General features: G+C 35.7%; 16 protein-coding genes and 1 tRNA gene. 7 read left to right on the top strand and 10 right to left on the bottom strand.

Translation table 11 applies throughout. The features are described from left to right. Positions 1 to 54: 54 nt before the first annotated feature. The 5 genes from murB to csrA form a co-directional block, all read right to left on the bottom strand. A complete protein-coding gene (murB, locus tag DNJ77_RS03130; protein WP_116963552.1) occupies positions 55 to 891 on the bottom strand; it encodes a UDP-N-acetylmuramate dehydrogenase in 837 nt (278 codons plus the stop codon). A gap of 12 nt (positions 892 to 903) precedes the next feature. Beyond that, complete coding sequence (locus DNJ77_RS03125) at positions 904 to 2,190, bottom strand: UDP-N-acetylglucosamine 1-carboxyvinyltransferase (protein WP_116963551.1); 1,287 nt, start codon at positions 2,188 to 2,190, stop codon at positions 904 to 906. Between the two features lie 5 nt (positions 2,191 to 2,195). Continuing rightward, positions 2,196 to 3,647, bottom strand: coding sequence for a ribosome biogenesis GTPase Der (gene der / locus DNJ77_RS03120; protein ID WP_116963550.1), 1,452 nt, complete (start codon positions 3,645 to 3,647; stop codon positions 2,196 to 2,198). Between the two features lie 615 nt (positions 3,648 to 4,262). Further along, positions 4,263 to 4,356 (bottom strand) — tRNA-Ser (locus tag DNJ77_RS03115). Between the two features lie 76 nt (positions 4,357 to 4,432). Beyond that, positions 4,433 to 4,621 (bottom strand): carbon storage regulator CsrA, encoded by a 189-nt coding sequence (gene csrA, locus DNJ77_RS03110; protein ID WP_116963549.1) that lies wholly within the window; start codon positions 4,619 to 4,621, stop codon positions 4,433 to 4,435. Positions 4,622 to 4,916: 295 nt separating this feature from the next. Here csrA and DNJ77_RS03105 point away from each other — a divergent pair, with 295 nt between their 5' ends. Together DNJ77_RS03105 and queG are read left to right on the top strand one after the other, a co-directional pair. After that, entirely contained in the window at positions 4,917 to 7,025 is a 2,109-nt protein-coding gene (locus DNJ77_RS03105) for a RelA/SpoT family protein (protein WP_239986738.1), read from the top strand. A gap of 24 nt (positions 7,026 to 7,049) precedes the next feature. Next, a complete protein-coding gene (gene queG, locus DNJ77_RS03100) occupies positions 7,050 to 8,168 on the top strand; it encodes a tRNA epoxyqueuosine(34) reductase QueG (RefSeq protein WP_116963548.1) in 1,119 nt (372 codons plus the stop codon). Between the two features lie 178 nt (positions 8,169 to 8,346). Here the strand turns inward: queG and DNJ77_RS03095 are convergent, their stop codons facing one another. After that, positions 8,347 to 8,724: a RidA family protein gene (locus DNJ77_RS03095; protein ID WP_116963547.1), complete on the bottom strand. Its 378-nt coding sequence runs from the start codon at positions 8,722 to 8,724 to the stop codon at positions 8,347 to 8,349. A 338-nt stretch (positions 8,725 to 9,062) separates the two neighbouring features. On the opposite strand from DNJ77_RS03095, the gene DNJ77_RS03090 reads away from it, so the two are divergent. From DNJ77_RS03090 to DNJ77_RS03075, 4 genes are all read left to right on the top strand, one after another. Continuing rightward, positions 9,063 to 9,722 carry an MFS transporter gene (locus DNJ77_RS03090; protein WP_116963546.1) on the top strand — a complete coding sequence of 220 codons (660 nt, stop codon included), beginning with the start codon at positions 9,063 to 9,065 and terminating at the stop codon, positions 9,720 to 9,722. A gap of 6 nt (positions 9,723 to 9,728) precedes the next feature. Beyond that, positions 9,729 to 10,295 carry an MFS transporter gene (locus DNJ77_RS03085; protein WP_116963545.1) on the top strand — a complete coding sequence of 189 codons (567 nt, stop codon included), beginning with the start codon at positions 9,729 to 9,731 and terminating at the stop codon, positions 10,293 to 10,295. Between the two features lie 101 nt (positions 10,296 to 10,396). After that, positions 10,397 to 11,887, top strand: coding sequence for a glycerol kinase GlpK (gene glpK / locus DNJ77_RS03080; RefSeq protein ID WP_116963544.1), 1,491 nt, complete (start codon positions 10,397 to 10,399; stop codon positions 11,885 to 11,887). Between the two features lie 3 nt (positions 11,888 to 11,890). Beyond that, complete coding sequence (locus DNJ77_RS03075) at positions 11,891 to 12,802, top strand: Dyp-type peroxidase (protein ID WP_116963543.1); 912 nt, start codon at positions 11,891 to 11,893, stop codon at positions 12,800 to 12,802. Between the two features lie 27 nt (positions 12,803 to 12,829). Here DNJ77_RS03075 and ndk read toward each other — a convergent pair whose 3' ends face one another. The 4 genes from ndk to DNJ77_RS03055 all read right to left on the bottom strand — a co-directional run bounded on the left by ndk (position 12,830) and on the right by DNJ77_RS03055 (position 20,735). Continuing rightward, a complete protein-coding gene (ndk, locus tag DNJ77_RS03070) occupies positions 12,830 to 13,255 on the bottom strand; it encodes a nucleoside-diphosphate kinase (protein ID WP_116963542.1) in 426 nt (141 codons plus the stop codon). Between the two features lie 126 nt (positions 13,256 to 13,381). Then, on the bottom strand, positions 13,382 to 14,203 hold the full coding sequence (locus DNJ77_RS03065; protein WP_116963541.1) for a hypothetical protein: 822 nt from the start codon (positions 14,201 to 14,203) through the stop codon (positions 13,382 to 13,384). Positions 14,204 to 14,439: 236 nt separating this feature from the next. Continuing rightward, a complete protein-coding gene (locus DNJ77_RS03060) occupies positions 14,440 to 15,954 on the bottom strand; it encodes a PAS domain-containing protein (RefSeq protein WP_116963540.1) in 1,515 nt (504 codons plus the stop codon). Positions 15,955 to 15,998: 44 nt separating this feature from the next. Continuing rightward, entirely contained in the window at positions 15,999 to 20,735 is a 4,737-nt protein-coding gene (locus tag DNJ77_RS03055) for a thioester reductase domain-containing protein (RefSeq protein ID WP_192877932.1), read from the bottom strand. 602 nt (positions 20,736 to 21,337) lie between these two features. Between DNJ77_RS03055 and DNJ77_RS03050 the strand changes: the two genes are divergently transcribed. Continuing rightward, on the top strand, positions 21,338 to 21,619 hold a 282-nt coding region (locus DNJ77_RS03050), incomplete at its 3' end, for a hypothetical protein (protein ID WP_157966574.1).

The following is a 21,619-nucleotide window of genomic DNA, read 5'->3' as shown; positions in this document are numbered from 1 at the left end:
TTCGATATAAGAGAGCAAAATTTAGTTATAATTTATTGTAATGAGGTTTTATGTCTAAATCACAACTTGCTCTAGTTCTAATTTAATATTGTAGTGTGTAGAAACGGCATATTTAATTGCATTAATAAGTTTGAGGATGTCCATACCAGTCGCTTCTCCTACATTAATAATCACACCGCCGTGCTTATTGGAAATCTGTGCACCACCGATTTGGTAGCCTTTTAAGCCAATTTTTTCGACCATTTCACCAACCGTAATGTGATATGGTGGGCGCTTAAAAACACTACCAGCACTAGGTTCTATTGGCAGTTTCGCTTGACGCTGCTTAAGAATATCATCCATTTTAGCTTTGATTGCAGAAGAATCTTTGGTAAGTAGTTTAAAACATGCACCCAAAATCACGACATTTAAAGATCTAAACATAGAAAAACGATAGCCATAATGAATATCAGGCTTGTAATAGCGTTTTATTTGTGTTGTGCTAATATCCAAAACGTCAACGTAAACCAGATGATCATATATTTCATCACCATAGGCGCCAGTATTCATAATCATAGCCCCACCCACACTTGCAGGTATGTCAAAGAAAGTTTCCATCCCGCCTAAGTTATGTTCGTAAGCATATATTGATAACTCTTTGAGTAAATTGCCTGCTTTGGCATAAATCCCATCACTTGTTGTTTTAATGCCATTGAAATTGTTTTGCAAGATAATAAAAGCAATATCAAAGTAATTGGATTGGCTAAGAATAACGTTGCTACCATTGCCAAGAACAATTACCTTTAAGTGTTGTTGATAAATTTGAATAATCTCATCAATAGTATTTGGGAAATAGACATATTTAGCACGAGAATCAATATGATAAGTATTGTATGGCTTCAACGAAATCATGATGTCCTTAGCTTAGTTATCATCGATGCTAATGTGCATGAAGTTGGTCATGTTTTCCAATAAGTTTTGATATCCCCTGAAAACTTGTTGGGCTGACGTAATAGTACACACTTGATCTAGAAGAGATGCAGCCATGATCACTGCCATACCAGCTCTAAGATCATAACTCTTCATGGTTGTAGCATGCAATCGATAGCTTTTGTTGGGATTAATTTGAATAGTGTTGTTGTAACAGCTAATGGGAAAACCAAGTCGCTCTAATTCTTGTACGTACTTAACGCGCTCCGGATATACAGTATCAGTGATTTCGGATGGGCCATTGGCTTTAATGCACATGACTGAGAAGATTGGCTGCATATCTGTTGGGAATTCAGGATAAGGCATGGCAGTAACTTTAATAGGCTTGAGTTTACTAATTTTCCCACAAAAGTAAATCTGTTGTTTGGCAGGGTCAAAACGCCAATGCGCTCCCATTTCATTTAAGATTCTAAGTGGCTTATCAATATATTCTTTGGTATCAATGCCTTCAATACAAACGTCAACCTCATGTAAATAAGCCAAAGCTGCATAGGTCATGGTTTGGATGCGATCATACATAATGCGAAAATTAACACCAATTAATTCTACAACGCCCTTGATATGCATTGATCTTGTATTGTGATCAATTCTAACCCAGCCACCACATTGGTTTATAAAACTTGCTACTTCAATGACTTCTGGCTCTAAAGCAATATTGTGTAAAATAACTTCAGCACTCCCTATTGCTGCATATAACATAAGGTTTATGCTTGCTCCAACTGATGGGTAACGAAGTTTATATTCAGTGTTTTTGTCTGTGTCATACTCAATCGCAATATGGTACTCGTCATGATAGACTTTTGCACCTAATGCTTCAAAACCTTGTAAGTGAATGTCAAATGGACGCTGATCGCTAAATGAGCATCCACCAGGGTAACCGATAATGAGCTTACTTACTTTTTTGGCAAGAGCACCTAACAACATCAGTGAAGTTCTAGTACGTCTGGTGTAATCCGTAGAAACCTTAATTTCACTGAGCTTTTCTGGTGGAGTAATTTCCACTGAAGTATTACTTTGTTCGTAAACTTTAGCACCAATAACCTTTAAAATATCACAAACTGCAAGATAGTCATTTAGACTGGTTGGGACATTATTAAAAACTGTTTTAGCATTTGGCAAAAGGCTTGCAAACAATAGATGCAGTAAAGCATTTTTAGCACCATTTAACTGAATGGTCACATCATTATTTAAATTATGCCTTTTACTAACTTTTAGTTGCATGAATCTTACTTTCTTGGTTGAGTTTTACTGGTTTTGTTAGCACGCTTTCCTTGTGCTTTCTTTTTATAGCTTTGCTTTTCTTTATAGCGCTGAAGTGGTGTTAATTTTATGTGCTTAGTCGGTTCAAAAGGATTTTCAGACTGCTTAAACTCAAATGTAATTGGTGTGCCAACAAGTGAACATGCCTCGCGGAAAAACTTTTCTAAATAACGTTTGTATGAATTGGGTAGATGATCAACTTGATTCCCATGAATAACAATAACCGGGGGGTTGTGCCCACCCATGTGTGCATATTTGAGTTTAATGCGAGACTTCCCTGATATTGGTGGCACATGATCTTGAGTGGCAAGCTTAAGTACTTGGGTTAGCTCTGGTGTGGAGATTTTCTTGGTAGCACTTTTATAAGCATTTTTAAGAGAAGTAAATAAATGTCCAACGTTTGTCCCATGCAAAGCAGAAATGAAATGAATATCTACATAGTCTTTGAGAAAAATCAAACGACGATTGATTTCTTCTTTGAGACTATCCTTCTCGATTTGACTCATCCCGTCCCATTTATTGACTGCAATGACCATAGCTCTTCCAGCATTTAATGTAAAACCCATCAAGTGCATGTCCTGATCAGTTAATCCTTCTTTGGCATCAATAAGAAGAATAATAACGTTTGAATCTTTAATTGCTTGTAAGGTTTTGACTACGGAGAATTTCTCTAACGTTTTATGTACTCTTCCCTTGCGACGAATACCCGCTGTGTCAATAATGGTATAGTCTTCGTCATGACGAGAGAAAGGGATGTAAACACTATCGATAGTGGTTCCTGGCATGTCATAAACAATTACTCGATCCTCGCCTAACATTCTATTTGTTAGAGTAGATTTGCCAACGTTTGGGCGTCCAATCAAAGCAAAACGGATGCCACGCTTGTTGGCTTCACCTTCGGCATGGGTTGAGTCGTTTAAAGTAGTTTGGCATAGTGGTAGCAGTGTTTCGGTGAGAAGTTGAGAGACTCCTCGGCGATGACTTGCGGCAATTGTAAAAAGTTGCTCAAAGCCAAGACTGTAAAACTCGCTTGCTGCAACCTCTTCTTGCAAACCATCTGTTTTGTTAACTACCAACACACTTGGTTTTCCACGCGTACGCAACAGTTTAGCGATATATAAGTCACCTGCTGTTAAACCTGCTTGCGCATCCACAATAAAATACACAAGATCGGCTTCTTCTATTGCTCGTATAGATTGTTCAGCCATAGAGCCATCAACGCCACTATCATTATCCGAAAGACCACCTGTGTCGATTACAATATAAGGATGATCATCAAACACTGCTTGACCATATTGGCGGTCACGAGTTACCCCTGGCATGTCATAAACAAGGGCATCGCGAGTGTGCGTTAAGGCGTTAAAAAGTGTAGACTTCCCGACGTTTGGGCGTCCAACAATTGCAATAACAGGAACCATGATTTTTTAGACTTAAATATCAACTTATTTACTGTGTGGCAATATACCGTATTTAAGAGGAAAGAACAAATACTGGTACGTTTTTATTTACACTACAAGACAATAGTTGCTAAAAGTCTTTATTTTAAGGCACGTTCATATCATTTTTGTTTCGCTAAAACTTAAATGAAAATGAACATGAAATACACAAAGGAACTTTAAGAGCTACTGAAACAATGTTTTAGCGATATTTGTCACACTTTAGAATGCCCATCGTACATTGTTTTAGGATTATTTATCCTGACTGTAAGGCACATGTTTGTGCACGTAAATTAGCCCCTGGAGAGGTTACTTATCATTAGTTTCTAACAGCTCTAGCAAAGCACCAATTAATCAATACCGCAGACGTTTGGAGATTGAAACACTGTTTGGTGCCATGAAAACATGAACTTTCAACTGGAAAGGTATACATACTCTGAAAGCCAAGGGTCATTTAGTGTTCTATAGTGTGTAATAGGGCATAAAACATTCTACGGTATTTTAACGGTATAGGGATTTGAATTTTTCTGTTATTTTGTTACTGTATCGCTTTAATTTAAAAGGAAAGGAATTGAAAGATATTTAAAAAATTTAATATGGCGGAGAGAGGGGGATTCGAACCCCCGATGGAGTTTTTGGTCCCCATACTCCCTTAGCAGGGGAGCGCCTTCAGCCTCTCGGCCATCTCTCCGCGGTACTGCAACAATTTAGCGGCTTGACCCTTTGATGTCAAGCGCTTAATTTAGATATTTTTCATAAGCTAAAACTCAGTTTTCTGAGTCTCCAAAAGAATGTTCTCCTTTTATACGAACAAAAATTTCTTCTCTATGAACAGAGACATCTTTAGGTGCATTGATGCCCAAACGAACCTGATTGCCTTTTATACCAAGAACAGTCACCGTCACCTCGTCCCCAATCATGACCGTCTCGCCTATTTTTCTTGTTAAAATTAACATTTGTTAGTTACTCCTTAATTGTGTAGCTTTATCTTCCAAAGCTGATTAACCCCACATCTCACCTTTGTGCAAAAACCATTGCATTAACCCCAAAATATAAAAACACTTTAATCTTTGCTAGTGAGTATAGACTTAAAATAGTTATCTGCATTGAAAACTGAGTAATTCTATACAAATTGATAAATTTTACCAGGTTTTTTATGCTATAAAATCAAATTCCCTCGAATTTGCAAAGGCAAGTGTAGGGCTTTCTTTAAATTACCGATATACTGAACATATTAAAAACAGCTGCACGATGAGTAACATGTTTTTGTTTTATAAACTCAATAAAGTCATACACAGTTATTTAACACCAAAACAGCGTGCGCTTGTTGTTGATGCCTTTTTATTTGGCGCGGATGCACATGAATCACAGGTTAGAAACTCTGGCGAACCTTATTTTACCCATCCGTTGGCAGTTGCATGTGTGCTTGCTGGAATGCGCCTTGATTGTGAAACCATCATCGCCTCTCTTCTACACGATGTAATTGAAGATACTGAAATTCAGGCAAAAGATATTGCCATACGCTATGGTGATAAGACCGCACAGCTTATTGAAGGCGTTACTAAATTAAGCAAAATTGAATTTACCTCTAAAGCTGAGCAGCAAGCTGAGAATTTCCGCAAGATGATATTGGCAATGGTAAAAGATATTCGTGTTATCTTAATCAAGCTTGCTGATCGCTTACATAATATGACCACTCTTGCGCCACTTAGACCTGACAAACGCCGACGCATTGCTTTAGAAACTCTAGAGATATACGCTCCTATCGCACATAGACTTGGTATGCATCACTTCAAAAACAGTTTTGAAGAACTTGCATTTGAAGCCACCTACCCCTATCGCTATAAAACACTAAAAGCAAAAGTACTCCAAGCACAAAAGCATCGTGACCGCTTGTTTCGTAAAATCCTAGAACGACTTCAACACCACTTAGTAGGCTTAATTGAAAATGAAAACTTAGTAAATGGACGCAAAAAACGCTTATACAGCATTTATCGAAAAATGCGTGATCGTGAAATGTCTTTCTCAGAAATTATGGACATCTATGCCTATAAAGTTATTGCACCTAGTCGCCGCGAATGTTATTCGATCCTTGGTGCCATCCATGAAATCTTTCGTCCTATTCCTGGACGCTTTAAAGATTACATTGCTACCCCAAAAGCTAATGGTTACCAATCGCTTCACACTACTGTATTTGGACCTTATGGGGTACCGATTGAGGTGCAAATCAAAACCAAAATAATGGACGATACAGCTGAAAAAGGGGTTGCTGCGCATTGGATTTATAAAGCAAAATCATTAAGTCATGATAGCGCTCAAAAATGGCTAGATAAGCTTTCTGATCTTCAACAACATGTCACTAAATCAACTGATTTTATTGAAAGTGTTAAACTTGATTTATTTCCTGACGAAGTATATGTTTTTACGCCAAATGGTGAAATCATAGAACTGCCAATAAACGCAACTTGTATCGACTTTGCTTATCATATTCATACCGATATTGGTAATCATTGCATTGCAGCTAAAGTTAATCGCCGTCTTACACCTTTAAGCTATGTATTGACGCATGGTGATACGGTGGAAATCATTACTTCACCAGCAGCACACCCCAATCCCTCATGGCTAACTTTCATCACCACAGCACGCGCAAAACATGCGATTAAACATGCACTCAAACGCTATGAACATGATGAACTTGTACGCATTGGTCAACAAATTCTCAGCCAAGCTTTATTAAAAAGGCACATTAACTTAAACAGTATCTCTGGAGAGTTAATGCAAGAAGCTTTGACCAAATTTAATTTTCCAAGCACTACTGAACTTTACGTTGCTATTGGGCAAGTGCATTTCTCTGCCAATACCTTTATTGACCTTATTGAGGAAAAAATTAACCTCGATGGAATTGGCATTAATAAGGATATCTCGTGCAAGATGCTTATTGATGAGAAAAATATCTGCCAGCTTGCCACCTGCTGTACTCCCATTCCAGATGACCCTATTACTGGTCTACTTACTTTGGATAAGGGGTTAGCTATACATAGAAACAAATGTTCCGAGCTCAACAAAGCTACTAAGACTCATGAGTTAATCGAAACCGATTGGAGGAAGGGAATTAAACATAATTTTTCTGCCAAACTTTTTATTAACATCCAAAACGTACATGGCGCTATTGCTAAAGTCACTGCCAATATTGCTCATCAAAATGCACATATCCTAAACTTTAACATCCTAGAATCCGATCAACAATGTGGTATTGTTGAAACTATTATTGAAATAACGGATCGTGTCCATCTTGCGCGCGTCATTCGTAGTTTAAAGCGCTTGAAAATCTGTCTTAAAATAGAACGTGCGTTGCCATAGCGGGCAAAATTTGAGTGCTAAAAATTGAACGTACAAAAACTAAGCTTGAAAGAGTGGAATAAGATTAAGCACCACGCACTTGATGAACTTGGCTTTTCTGATATTAGTGCTACAAATTGTGATCTATCAGACTACATTCCTAAATATCAAGAATGGGTTGAAAAAGGTTTCCATGCTGACCTTGACTATATGGTAAAGCATGGTAGCAAACGCTACACACCACAAGAACTCGTTGAAGGCACCAAGAGTGTCATTACCGTACGCTTAAATTATCTGCCAGCCCCTTATCATTTTAAGAATATTCGTCAAAAATTCATAACTGCCAATGAAGTTGCTGCTATCTCTGTCTATGCTCATGGTCGCGACTATCATAAAGTATTACGTAAAAAACTCGATAAGCTTAGTGAGTTTATCACAAATTTGTTTCCTTCACATCATGCTCGCGTGTTTACAGATAGTGCTCCAGTATTGGAAAAACCTTTAGCTGAAAAGGCAGGACTTGGCTGGATTGGTAAAAACAGCAACCTATTGAATGAGAAAGATGGCTCGTTCTTTTTTTTAGGCTGCATCTATTCTAATTTAGATTTTAGTTCTTTTTCTTATCCTAAAGCATATGATCAATGCGGGAAATGCCAAGCTTGTATTAAAGCTTGCCCAACTCATGCCATAATTGATGGACGGATAATTGATGCAAAAAAATGTATCTCCTATTTAACAATTGAAAATAAAGGGATAATCCCAATACAATTTCGCAAAGCCATAGGCAACCGTATTTATGGCTGTGATGATTGTCAACTGGTATGCCCAATCAATAAAAAGGCAGCTGTAACAACCGAAGCAGACTTTCAACCTAGACATCAACTGGATAATAGTAAACTCCTTGATCTTGCAAATTGGTCAGAAACAACTTTTTTTAACAAAACTAAAGGTTCTGCTATTCATAGAATTGGTTATCAAGCATGGCTTAGAAATATTTACACAGCCCTTGGTAATGCCCCTTTTAGCGAAGAAATTTTAAGGATTTTAATTAGCGCAAAAAATAAATATTCTGAAAACAAACTACTCATCGAACATATCAATTGGGCAATCAGTGAACAATCAAAATCACGGGCTTTCTTTTCAGGATATCCTTATCCTAATTAATTCATCCGTGCGGGGGGGGCTATCCTTTTCTTTCTTCATCCATTAAGACAGCCATCCATTGCTTGGATGTCATTATGTTTTAAAACAAAAAGAATTTCTGTAGGATTTTAACTAAATCTTTGTGAGAAATTTACCATTCTTATAAGTTTTGTTTATATTTTAATCAAGTTTATTTTTGTCAACTTATTGCGATCGCTTCAACCTCAATCAACACATCTTTCGGTAATCTGGCTACTTCAACACAAGAGCGTGCAGGTGGAGTTATGCCTGCAAAAAAAGTGGCATACACTTCGTTAAATGCAGCAAAATCATTCATATCAGCGATAAAACACGTCGTCTTAATAATCTTAGTCATGCTACTTCCTGAAGCCTCAAGTATCGCTTTTAAGTTTTGCATCGCCTGTTGAGTTTGTACTTTTATATCACCCTCAACCAATGTACCATTAGCCTTTAACGGAATTTGACCTGATGTATAGATAAAATCTTTGATTTTCACTGCTTGAACATATGGGCCAATCGCTTGTGGCGCTTGATTGGTTTGAATTATCTCTTTCATTAATTACCCTTAAATATTATTAATTTCATGCAACTATTGAACGAATGATTGTTATTGTCAAGCATGATTTTTGCCCATATTGGCATATTAAAGCCGTTTAAATGTGACTTATATGTTCGGTTTAAGAAACAACGCCTCATGCTAAACCAAGGAGTTTATTTTAGAGAAAGAAGTTTATTTTTTTCATTTAAACACTTCATTTATCGTTTGCCTTGCCAAAAAGCGTAGTGTAAAAACATAAAAAGTTAATAACAATTATAAAAACAAACTGTACTCATTAAGTATGACTGCTATGATGCCAGTTAAAATCATATTTAGTAGCCAGAAATGTCAAAAAAATGAAAGGATATGCGTGGATTGTTATTGTTTTGAGTTCATTTTTGTTGTTCTATAAGTACATTGCTTTAGTCTTTCCGAGCTTGATTGCAGGTGACATTAAAATTCATTTTGACCTTAACTCGGCGCAAATGGGTTTCTTGTCAGCCATGTTTTTGTATTGTGTTTTGCTGGTACAACCTTTTGCAGGTTTGTTATTAGATCGCTTTGGCTGTAGAAGCATTAGTACTGTGTCATTGCTCGTAAGTGCATTTGGTATTTTATTGTTTGCAGCCTCAACTCACATCGTTTTTGCCTTTATAGGACGTACGATGATGGGAATTGGAGTCGCGTTTGCTACAGTAAGTTACATGAAAGCTGCGGCTACATGGTTTGATGAAAAAGGGTTTTCAGTTGCCAGTAGTTTGTTATTAACGGCGGCAATGACAGGTGCGGTAGTAGGACAAGCGCCATTATCTGCGTTATTTAATGCCGTTGGATGGCAACAAGGGTTGTACTGTTGTGCTATTATTGGTGTTATATTTGCAATTATCTATTGGTTTGTTGTACGTGATGATTCTAAGCAGGGACCTGTGAACGTTGAAGAGGAAATTCAGTCAAAAGCAGAGCAAAAAAGTATTATACACATGATTAAACGTGTGATCATGTCGCATAATAATTGATTATTAATGACATATTCAGGACTTATTTTTACGACGATTGATGCGTTTGGTAGTTTATGGGGGAATAGCTTTTTTGTTCAAAAGTATGATTTAACGATAACTCAGGCAAGTTATTTTATATCCTGTATTTTTATTGGTATGGGGATCGGTGCGCCAATCATGGGAAAGCTTTCAGTTAAAATACGCTGTGTACCAATCATGATGTGGTGTACCGTGCTTGGATTGTTGTCATTGTTAGCAATTTTATATTTACATTTAAGCGTATGGCAGCTAATTGTGTGCTGTATTTTGTATGGAGTTGTCACTAGTGCTTTTACGTTGGTGTTTGTCGTAGGGCGTAAGGTCAATCCGTTATGGGTAATGGCAACCGCAGTGGCATTGATCAACACAGGTGAACCAATATTTGGTGGTACATTTGAAGGATTGGTCGGTATGATTTTAGATTACACACAGCCGGGTGTTTCTGGTGCAAACTATAGTATTCAAAGCTATGAAATCGCATTTAGTATGTTGCCTGGCAGTATTGTTCTAGCTTTGATTATTTTACTTTTTATTAAAGAAGAACAGAGATAGCTACCTCCTACAAGCACATACAGTTTCAAGCAATAAAATTTGTAAAACGATGGTTATCAAGTATATGATAATGTCGGGATGTATATCACTAAGGAGGCGAAATGTCACAATATATTCTAACTCTAGATCAAGGAACAACTAGTTCAAGAGCAATTATTTTCGATCAAATGGGACAAGTTGTTGAAATAGCACAACAAGAGTTTAGACAGATTTACCCAAAGCCAAGCTGGGTTGAACATGATCCAAGGGAGATTTGGAGTACACAAGCAGCAGTAGCTGCAACAGCAATCGCCAATGCAGGAATAAATGGTAAAAATATTGCAGCAATCGGGATTACAAATCAGCGTGAGACAACCGTTGTTTGGGAACGTGAGACAGGCAAGCCAATATATAACGCTATTGTCTGGCAAGATCGCCGCACGTCAGAATTTTGTAATAAGCTCAAGACAGATGGGTTTGCAAAAATGATACAAGAAAAAACAGGACTGGTTGTTGATGCTTATTTTAGCGCATCCAAAGTGAAATGGATTTTAGATAATGTAGAAGGTGCGCGCGAGAAAGCCAAGCAAGGCAAGCTTTGCTTTGGTACGGTGGATAGTTGGCTGATGGCAAAATTTACCAATTTAAGGGTCCATGCAACCGATGCCACTAATGCCAGTAGAACGATGTTATATAACATTCATAGCAATGACTGGGATGATGATTTATTAGCTTTATTTGATGTTCCTAGAAGTATGTTGCCAGAGGTAAGATCATCTAGCGAAATTTATTCACAAACTGCAACGACACTTTTTGCGACTAAGATTCCGATTGCAGGGGTAGCAGGTGACCAACAAGCTGCACTTTTCGGTCAGATGTGTACCGATCCAGGAATGCTTAAAACCACATATGGCACAGGTTGCTTTATGATGATGAATACAGGCAGTAAACCTGCTATTTCAAATAACAATTTACTAACTACAATTGCATGGCAGCTAAATGGACAGACAACTTATGCCTTAGAGGGTAGTGTGTTTATGGGAGGTGCAGTCATTCAGTGGTTAAGAGATGAACTAGGCATTTTGCAACACGCCAGTGATAGCGAGAAATTAGCACTATCTGTTGAAGATAATGGTGGGGTATATCTTGTTCCAGCAATGGTGGGCTTAGGTGCGCCACATTGGGATCAATTTGCTCGTGGCAGTATACTAGGCTTAACGCGAGGCAGTTCAAAAGCACATATTACAAGAGCAGCGTTAGAGAGCATTGTTTATCAAGTCACAGATATTGCTAATGCAAAAATGGCAGATACAGGAATGAATATTACTGAAATGCGTGTTGATGGTGGTGCAGTAGCGAATAGTTTCTTAATGCAATTTCAAGCAGATATGATGAATGCTAAAGTGATCCGACCAAAAGTACTGGAAACAACAGCGTTAGGTGTAGCCTATCTGGCTGGACTTGCTGTTGGTTATTGGTCAGGGATTGATGAGCTTAAAAGCTTATGGTCAGTTGATCAGGAGTTTAACAATAAGCTAGATGAACAAAAGCGTAGTCACTATTTATATGATTGGCATAAAGCAGTTGAACGTGCTAAAAGATGGAGTGAGTAAAAAGTGAATACAATAAAGTACCAATCTGGCATTTTAAAAGAGCTACCAAAGTCAGCGATTTATTTGTTTTTCAGGTTAACCCATAAAAATAAACTCAAACAAGTACTGCAAAGCTTGCTGCAACTTGTTGATGGGGATTCAACAATTTTAGGGTTGGGTGGCAAAGTGATGGCTTTATTGCAAGTAAATACGCCTTACCACCCATATACGCCAACACTAAAAGCACAAAAGCTAACCCCAAAAGCAGATTGCGATTTAGTGCTTTGGTTAAGAGATAATGATCAAGGTGTGCTAACACATAGCGCAAGGCGTTTTATAAAAATACTGCAAGATGCTTTTGTATGTAGTGACATTGCAAGAGCTTGTACTTATTTGACGCATGAGCAAAATGGCAAGTTGGTTAATCATGATTTATCTGGTTTTGAGGATGGAACAGAAAATCCGCAAGGTGATGATCAGTTTAATACGGCTATTATTCAATCAGACGATAAATTTATTGATGGTAGTAGCTGTTGGGTGATACAAAAGTGGCTCCATGATTTCGATTGGCTAGATAAAGCAAGTCAGCATGCAAAAGAAGAGCTTATTGGTAGAAGCTTAGATGATAACCGAGAGTTTGAAAACAATAAGCCATTAGCACATATTAAGCGTACAGCACAAGAGAGTTTTGAACCGGAAGCCTTTATGTGGCGCCGGTCAATGCCTTGGATTAACGATCAATTGAATGGAGGATTGATATTTTCTTGCTTTGCACAAGATTTTTATCCCTTTGAAGTGCAATTTGCACGAATGATAGGAGAAGAGGACGGGATCATAGATGGTTTATTTAAATTCTCAAAGATAATATCAACTCAATTTTTATGGTGTCCGCCTTTTGTAAAAGGTAAGCTTATTTTACCTGATTTGGTTGGCTGAGATCTTATAACTTATTCTGTTAAGTGGTTAACGTGGATAAACTTCTAAACCACTAAAGAAAAATGCAATTTCTACAGCGGCTGTTTCAGCTGCATCTGAACCATGCACTGCATTGGCGTCAATACTATCAGCAAAATCAGCGCGAATTGTACCAGGAGCTGCTTCTTTAGGATTCGTGGCACCCATTAATTCACGGTTTTTAAGGATTGCATTATGACCTTCTAACACTTGAATCATAACAGGACCTGAAGTCATAAATTTAACTAAGTCATTATAGAAAGGTCGTGCTTTGTGTACGGCATAAAACTCACTTGCTTCTTTGCTAGATAGTTGCTTCATTTTAGCTGCAATCACTTTTAAGCCAGCTTTCTCAAAGCGAGAGTATATTTCACCGATAACGTTTTTAGCTACAGCATCAGGTTTAATAATAGAAAGTGTTCTTTCAATTGCCATTTTGAGTATCCTTTTTATTTTATTTTTTTGATCCCTGTCGTGAATGAATTGAATGATTCGCAATGGGGATATAGAGTTTTGGCATTATACAAAGCTGTTTTTGAATTGCAAGGCTAACTGACAAGTTTAGAACTGCTGCACCCCTGCAACTTGCCATAAGTGCTCTCCATCTTCGCGTGTAAAGTGCCATATTTCTTCAAAATTTTGCCAATCACCTGAACTATTTTCCTTAACTTGTCCAACAAACATGACACTTGCAATCCATTGATCGCCTTGTCGGTCACAATCAATAACTTTGCAGCTAACATCTTTAAATTCGGCAAGCTCTTCATTGCTTTGAATATCATTAATTACACTTTTATATAAGTCTTCAGTGATGTAGCTTTTAATCTTTTCAAGCCCAGTCTTATTGTTTAATGATTGTAGCTGGTTAAATAAATTTAAAGCTTGATGGTTAAACACCGTTTCAGGTGTGCCATCAGGAAGTTGACCATTTTGAATCGTATTCGATGACATTGCGCTTTGAGTTGTTACATTTTCATGCTGGGTAAAAGCATTTGCTACTGAATGCAGTGAGGAAGGCTGCTGATATTGAAAATTACTATTGGATTTATGATTAATTTGGTGCTGCATCGCTTTTCTGCGCATGATGAAAACAACTAATGCAATAAGTGCAATAACAATGAGTAAACCTGTCATACCATGCGCGCTAAACAACCAAGCAAATAAAGCGCCAAGCCCAAGTGCTGTTAGGATTTTACCAAAAGTGCCCATACCTGTTTGTTTCTGAGTTGCATTGGTATGAGTCGCATTATTATGTGTTTGCGTTGGTGCTGAACGACTATAGCCGTGGCTTGATCCACCTCCAAAGCGTTTGGCCTCTGCAAGTTGAAAGCCGCTTAAAGCAACCATAAGTAGTGAGAAAAAAACAGCAAGCTTTTTAAACATATTCTATACCTTTTTGATGATGAAAACGTGTGCATCATAGCTAAAAGCCGCTATAGAAGCTAGTGCTTAATACTAGCTAAATCCCAATTTAGAGAAAACGACTAACCAAAAAACAGTCGCTCTTTCTTTGTTATGTCATCATCACCGCCTTTAAATTTGCGGTCAAGAGTGCATTTGATTTTAGTTAGAAGTTCAGAGAGTAAAATAATTTGTTGCTGCTTCTGTTATTAGATTCATCATTCAATCAACACAGGCTTAAATACTTTAGCGTTGCCATCGTTTTCGACTTTGCGAAACGGTAAGGTAAACGAAAAGCTTGGTCCTTCAAATAATGAATCATTCAATTCTTCGCCATCACAGAGCAAGTCAGCATAATACTTGGCTAAGGAAAGATCATAAGCAAAGTTATGTTTATCTGTGGCGATATGGCTTTGAGATTTATAGACAAGATGCTCTGCGCGAATATTACCGTCTTCTAATTCTAGAAAGGGCATATTGCCATCAAATTCAAAAGTAACATACAATTTATCTTTCATACCATCTTCGGCAGTGATAGTTAAACGAATGTCTTTTTTTCTACTGTCTCTATCTATGGCTTTTGTGTAATTGGCAAATAAAGTGCGGATAATGTGCCTGACTTTTTTATAATCGACATAAAGCTTTTGTTTGGATTTTTCATCCATATCAAACGAGACATTCACATCAAATTCAGCACTAATGCAAGCCTTTGCTAAATCGACTTCCGTTTCAACTAAATGTTCTAAGTGAAGTGGCATTTGATTTTTTTCTAGATCATCATTATTGCGTTCTTGATCTAATATTGATGTATTTATTTTTTGATAAAGCGAGTATATGTCAGATAAACTTTCATTAATATTATAAAACTCATCATTGAGTTCACTACGTACCCCAGTTGGCATATCAAGTCTCATTAGTCGTTTTTCAATATTCTCAAGTGCATCGGAGATTTTTTTAAGTGCGTCCACATAATCGTATCCATAAGCTTTAAAATAGTTCTTTTGATATTCTAACTTTTTTTCAAGTTGATTTTTTTGGCGGATGGTCTCAGCTTCAAGTTTTTTGCGTTCTGTTATATCTATCGATAAGCCAATAATGCCAATTATTTTGTTATTATGGTCTTTGTATGGCTTCTTATGTGCAATATAATATTTAATTTCTCCATTTTCTACTGTAGACTCTTCTAACACTTTTTCTTCAACTATGCCCATCATAATTTGATTATCATGCTGACTGAGTTCTTCTGCTTTTTCTGACCAAATCTCTTTGTCATTTTTTCCAAGCAAATCTTTAACTTTAATGCCACCAGCAAGTATAGAGTTATTTGTTTTTATGTAGGTTCCCCTTCCATCTTTCCAATAAAGGATTCCTGGTATCATATCAATAATACTTTCTAACTCATGAGTCTTAGCTTTAATTACCATTTCAGCTGTATATAAAATTTCATCTATATTAATTAACTTATATTTTACGATACCGTGATCACGGTTATTAACTACTACTATATAATGCCTTTTGCATTCAATATCATTATTCCTCGATTTCCAATCAAGTCGTACTATATCCTTGATGTCTATATCCAAACCAAATAGATGTGTTTTTTTAAAAACTTCATTATAACTTTTACCTACAAAAGCAGTAAAATTTGAGCTACTTCCACATTTGCTATCAATACATTCTATTATTCCATATTGATTTACTATAACGTTTAATTCTTTATCTTGTTTATCCAAATCACATCTCCTTTAAACTTACAAGCTTAGCATTCAAGTAATTTTTACTCTAAAATGACTATGCTTAAAAAATCAAAAATATATATCAATAATGACGTGAGAATCAAGGGACCAACAATAGAAATTATTTTGTTTTTCCTGAGTATTTTTATCACCTTTATTTTTGCTGTATTTAAAAAATCACCTATAATTTGCCACCAGTTTGTCAACATAAAAGGTTTTGGCGTATTCGTTGATTCTGGAACAATTGCCTGAAATAAATTCATCATGATTTTACTTCCTAGTCTTGGGAATGTTATACCACATTGACGCATCCAATCTTTACATGTAGTCGTATCGATTTTCATAATATGATACTTTGACAGTAACCTTAATTTGTCTGCTGATTCATAAAGTGATTTTAAAACAAATAGCGGTGATTTTTCGTCTGTATTTAACAGTGTTTGATACCATTGACCTGTATCATAAATAACTTTTCTTTTTTTCATATTTAAAAACTTCAACAACCTTTGCCATGCTAGAGGTTTGCTATTTTTAAGGTTCATAATCTGCATTTTTTTGTTATTTTCTTTTCCTTGATTTGCTAGTTTAACTAGCAATTCTGACAATGTATCAACAGGTATAAAGTTGATATTGAAATTCAATTCTGGCGCATAACCAAAACTTAATACTGAACGAAGTATCATAGAATAATGATCGTTTTCTGTTATAAAATAACCACTTTGGCTATTACCAACAATCCAGCCAGGTCTAACAATAATGCATGCCATCCCTTTTTGATGAGCATAATTTAGTAGCAGCTCACTAACGTATTTTGTCTGATTATAGCCATTGGCTAAAGCTAAATCATGGATGTCTGTATAAACTTTTTCATAAATCGTTTGCGACACATCTTTTGGCACAACTGCGGATATTGAAGATGTGTAAACAATCATTTTCCTTACCCCTAAAAATGCAAACTTGATCAATTCTAGCGTTGAAAAAACGTTGGCTTGCTCAAGTTGTTTATAGCTATATAAATGGTGAACGTGGCAAGCACAGTGAATAATTGAGGTTACCTTGCAAGCCAAATTATGGTAATCGTCGTCTGAAAGTCCAAATTGAAACTTTTCAAGGTCACCATTGATAAAATGAATATTACTGAAATTTACTTGATCAAGCTTCAAACTTTGCAACAATTCATTTACTCTTACGTCAAATGCTTGACCTTTTGCTCTTATCAAACAATATACTTGTGTATTTTTCTTATATTGACACAAATATCGCAAGACCTCGCTTCCTAAAAATCCAGTCGCTCCTGTAAGAAGAATGTTTTTGCAACTTACCTCCATGTCAAACGAATCGGTTACTACAGACTCATCAATTTCTTTTTTGTATTCATTAAACCGTTTTAATATATAATCCGTTACGTTGTAATTTGAAGTACTGTTTTCATCCGTTAATAAACCATACAATCCCCTAGGAGTTGGAGCTTCTAAAAATTGCACTAATGACAAATCAAAATCAAAGCTTTTTTTTACTTCAGTCTTTAAATAGACTAAAGATAAAGAATCTCCACCCAAGTCAAAAAAATCACCATCTAAGGCAATATGTTTACTAGGTAAAACTTTTTGAAATAATGTAATTATATTATCTAAGCTAAGAGTATTTGAACAAATTAACTTTTGTTCATGATACTGGGTGATATGAGTATTAAAACGTTCGACTAATGCTTTTCTATCTAGCTTACCATTTCTTGTTAATGGCCACTTATCCAAATATAAGTAATAGCTTGGGATCATATACTTTGGTAATGTATGGCGAATACTCTTCTCATATTCATCCTGATTAATATTGTCACTAATGATAAAAGCTACCAAGTACTGCTGACCATTATCCATCTTGAACACTTCAGCTTTACAGGATGTAACAGCAGGGTTAATTGCTAAAATACTTTCCACATGACGCAATTCAATACGATAACCATTTAATTTAACGAGTTTGTCATCACGACCAATGATGTGTAAATCTCCTTTCCCATCTAGGTAACAAATGTCTCCTGAGTTGTAAACAGCTCTATTATCTTGGGAAGAAATCGTTGTATTAGGGGCGTTGAGATAACCTTCAAAAAGGCTTAAACCAGACAAAAACAACTTCTCAGGAACGTAGTAAGGCATTGTATTGAAATATTTATCATAAACCTCAACTTCAACATTTTTCAAGGGCTTGCCTATATTTGGATAGTCATTATAAAAGCTCTCATCGTCATGTTTCCATTCATGTATAGTACTAAATACGGTATTCTCTGTTGGACCATATACATGGATCAACTTTAATGGGCAAGATGAACTGAATTTTTTTATTAAGCTAACATTACAACTTTCACCGCCATACACCAAATATTCAAGCTCGCTCCGTGATAATAATGCCATGTCTGTTAAATAAGACTCAAACAGCTTTGTGCTCATCCACATTGTATTAATAGAATACTTCTTACAAAAATCAAAAACGTAAGCCTTTTCTCTCATTAAATAACAGTTTTCCAAAATGTAAATAGTTGATGTGTTTAACAAAGAACCCCAAATCTCAAACGTAGCTGCATCAAATGAAACCTGGCTGTTATGCATCACTTTTTTATTTTTTGTAATCCCTCTAATAAAATCTGTTTCACATAAATTAATAATATTAGAATGTTTAATTGGAATCCCTTTTGGTTTGCCTGTGGAACCAGAAGTAAACATCACGTATGCTACGTTATCAGATAAATACCGTACTTTTTCTTTTTGCTTAAAAATATAAAAAAAGCAGTTTGAATCTATTTTAATTTTGGATGCAACTCTATCATCCTCAACCATGCGATCCGTGATAAACCCATACGTGCCAATTTCGAGCATCAAATCAAGCATGACAGCTTCATCCATTTCATGGAAAATCGGTAAATAGGCAGACTTATTTTCCAAAATAGCTAACATATTTTTGATAAAAACGTAACCTCGTGGAACAATTAAACCAATAATTGTTGAAGCTGGGATATAGAAAGACAAAGCTTGTGACAAATGTAAGACATCGTTCACTAACGTTTTATAGGTATATTGCTGATCATTTTGTACAACAATAGTATGATTTGGTTGAGCATATGCATTATCTTTAACCAATTGCTCAAGTCGCTTTTGGTATTTAGTATTTTGCATCAAGACCCTATTCATATCAAAAGCTTGCGTTTTTACCCTGTTATTCAACGAAATTTCATTTAACTTCGAATTCAAATGATATGAAGTTAGTATGTTAAAGTATGTTTCAAACTGTGCTAAAGCTTTTATTAGAAAGCTATTCTCAGGTAAAAAACAATCAACGTACATCATATTATTATTTTGGTCATAATAAAAAATTACAGGATGATTTTGACATGCAATGCTATTTGCATACGAAAAGCTAAATGAAAAGCTTGAAAACTGCTCCTTTTCCTCTTTTAGTACAAAATCTCTTGCGAATAAATCTGTCAGAAAAAAATATTTATCTCGTATTTTATTTTTTTTCTCTATAAAAAACTGAATAAATTCCAAGATACTAGTGTGTTCAACCTCCTTTAACAAAAAAGGAATATAAGGGTAAAACAATGGTTGTAACTTTTCATTTATTGCATAGTTATGGGTTAACCAAATTGTGCTTGTTTGGTAATTTGTGATTTTTAAAATAATACAACACCATAAAGCAAAAATAAGTTCTTTTTTATTATAAGGTAAATCAATTTCATTCAAGAAATCACATTGAAAAGATAATCGATTATTGACATTCTTATAGGCATAATTAACATACGAAAACAACTTAGGGCTCATAAAATTTCTTAAAAGACCCAGCCAATAATATTCGTATTTTCCAAGCTTATCAACATGGGTAAAATAATTTTGTATATATATGCTTTCTATGTGAGACAAGACCGCATTTTCAATCACAGAATCACCATAGAGGGACCGCAGTTGCGCATAATATTTCTGTCCATTCCAATAAATTATACTATCATCGGCTTGCTTGGATGTATTGAAAGCCTTATTCAGCACATCAAGAATATAAAAGTGTTTGCCCAAAAGTATTTTGACAACACCAAAATCGTTATAGGAATCCATTGATTCAGATGCATTTAATAGTCTTTTGCAACTTGCATAATCTTCAAAATCTGTTAATAAAAAATTTGGCTTTCTATTATATCCATAATACTCAATCGAATCTGTTTCTCTAAGACAAAACTTAGAATCTAGTAGTATTTCCAAAACGTGAGAAAACTCATCAACAGCTTTTTTGTAGCACCTTAACATAAGTTTTTTTGCATTATCATTTGGCAATACAGGTATTTTTGATTGAAATAATATTGCACCTTGATCGATTTTCTCACTGCAAAAGTGCCATGTATAACCATGTGTTTTTTCAGACTGAAAAATTGCCCAATTTACAGGACATACTCCAGCATATTTTGGTAACAATGCAGGATGAAAGTTCACACAAATTGATTTTTGTAAAATACGTTGAGGCAAGATAATTGGATTCACAATACTAAAAACATAATTTACCTGTGTTTTATCAATGTCACACAGTGCTTTATGTAGTGGATAACATAGTATTTCCTTATCGTTATGCATTATTGAAGCATAAACGTCTGTATAAACTGCTTTAATTTGCCATCCTTCTGCTCTTAATACAGTAATAAATTCATTTAACCAGGAAGATTGACTTATTATTATGCAGATTTTATTGTATTCTTCTGCAAGATTTCTATTTTTTAAAACTTTTAAATCACGGTAAGTCATTGATACCATCCCCCTAACCTACTACCATTAATCTGGGTTTTATTCTATTCCTTCATTTTTTCTAAGAATTTATTCTAAATGCTTCAAAATGCTCATCTCTTTTTTGACACGTTGCGACACATTGCTTTTGATCTGATCTCTCCCCATAATTAAGTTGATTGAAACGGCAACATTATATTTTTAATCGAATTGAGTTTGTATGCATACAACAGTTTTTGTTGTTGTTTTATCAAGCTAAAATCAACCATATTACCGCTTCTATACGATAGAATAGCACTAAGTCTAAATTTACAATTTATATTCTAATGGTCAGATAACAAACTGATCAAAGTATTTGTAGTAACAAAAAGTAGCTGCATTGTTATTTCCACACCACACATAATGCAATATTTTTTTACTTGAAAACACTACCTTACTTAGGCATAACCTCATATTATTGCTAACAGTGCCTAAACTGACTTTAAGAGTTAAAAATGGTTAAAAAAAGCTCAATAATCTCTCTCCTTATTCTATCGTCTTTACTGTCTCCCTTAGTATACGCTTATGGGAATACTTGCCCTAATAACCTTTTTTTCGTCCAGCAATGCACCGAGGATAATGCTTTGAAGATCAGCTATCAGTTTACTGAAGCTGAACTGCCTCAATTGATCACTAATGAAGTCAATGGCTTAGTCACCTCGTTTGAGTATGACAATCATAACAGACTGTTAAACATAAGCACCGTAAACGCTGCTGATAAAAGCAATACAAGACAATCGCGTTATACGTATCTGAATGATCAGCATTTTATTCCCGCTACGGTTCAAGCGCCTTACAACAGCAGTGATACTGTGATGAGGTATCAATATGATAAACACGGTTATTTGCACAAAATAACCAATGAA

Origin of the sequence: Fastidiosibacter lacustris, assembly GCF_003428155.1 — a bacterium.
GTDB lineage: Bacteria > Pseudomonadota > Gammaproteobacteria > Francisellales > Francisellaceae > Caedibacter > Caedibacter lacustris.
This window is presented reverse-complemented; position numbering and strand designations above follow the sequence as displayed.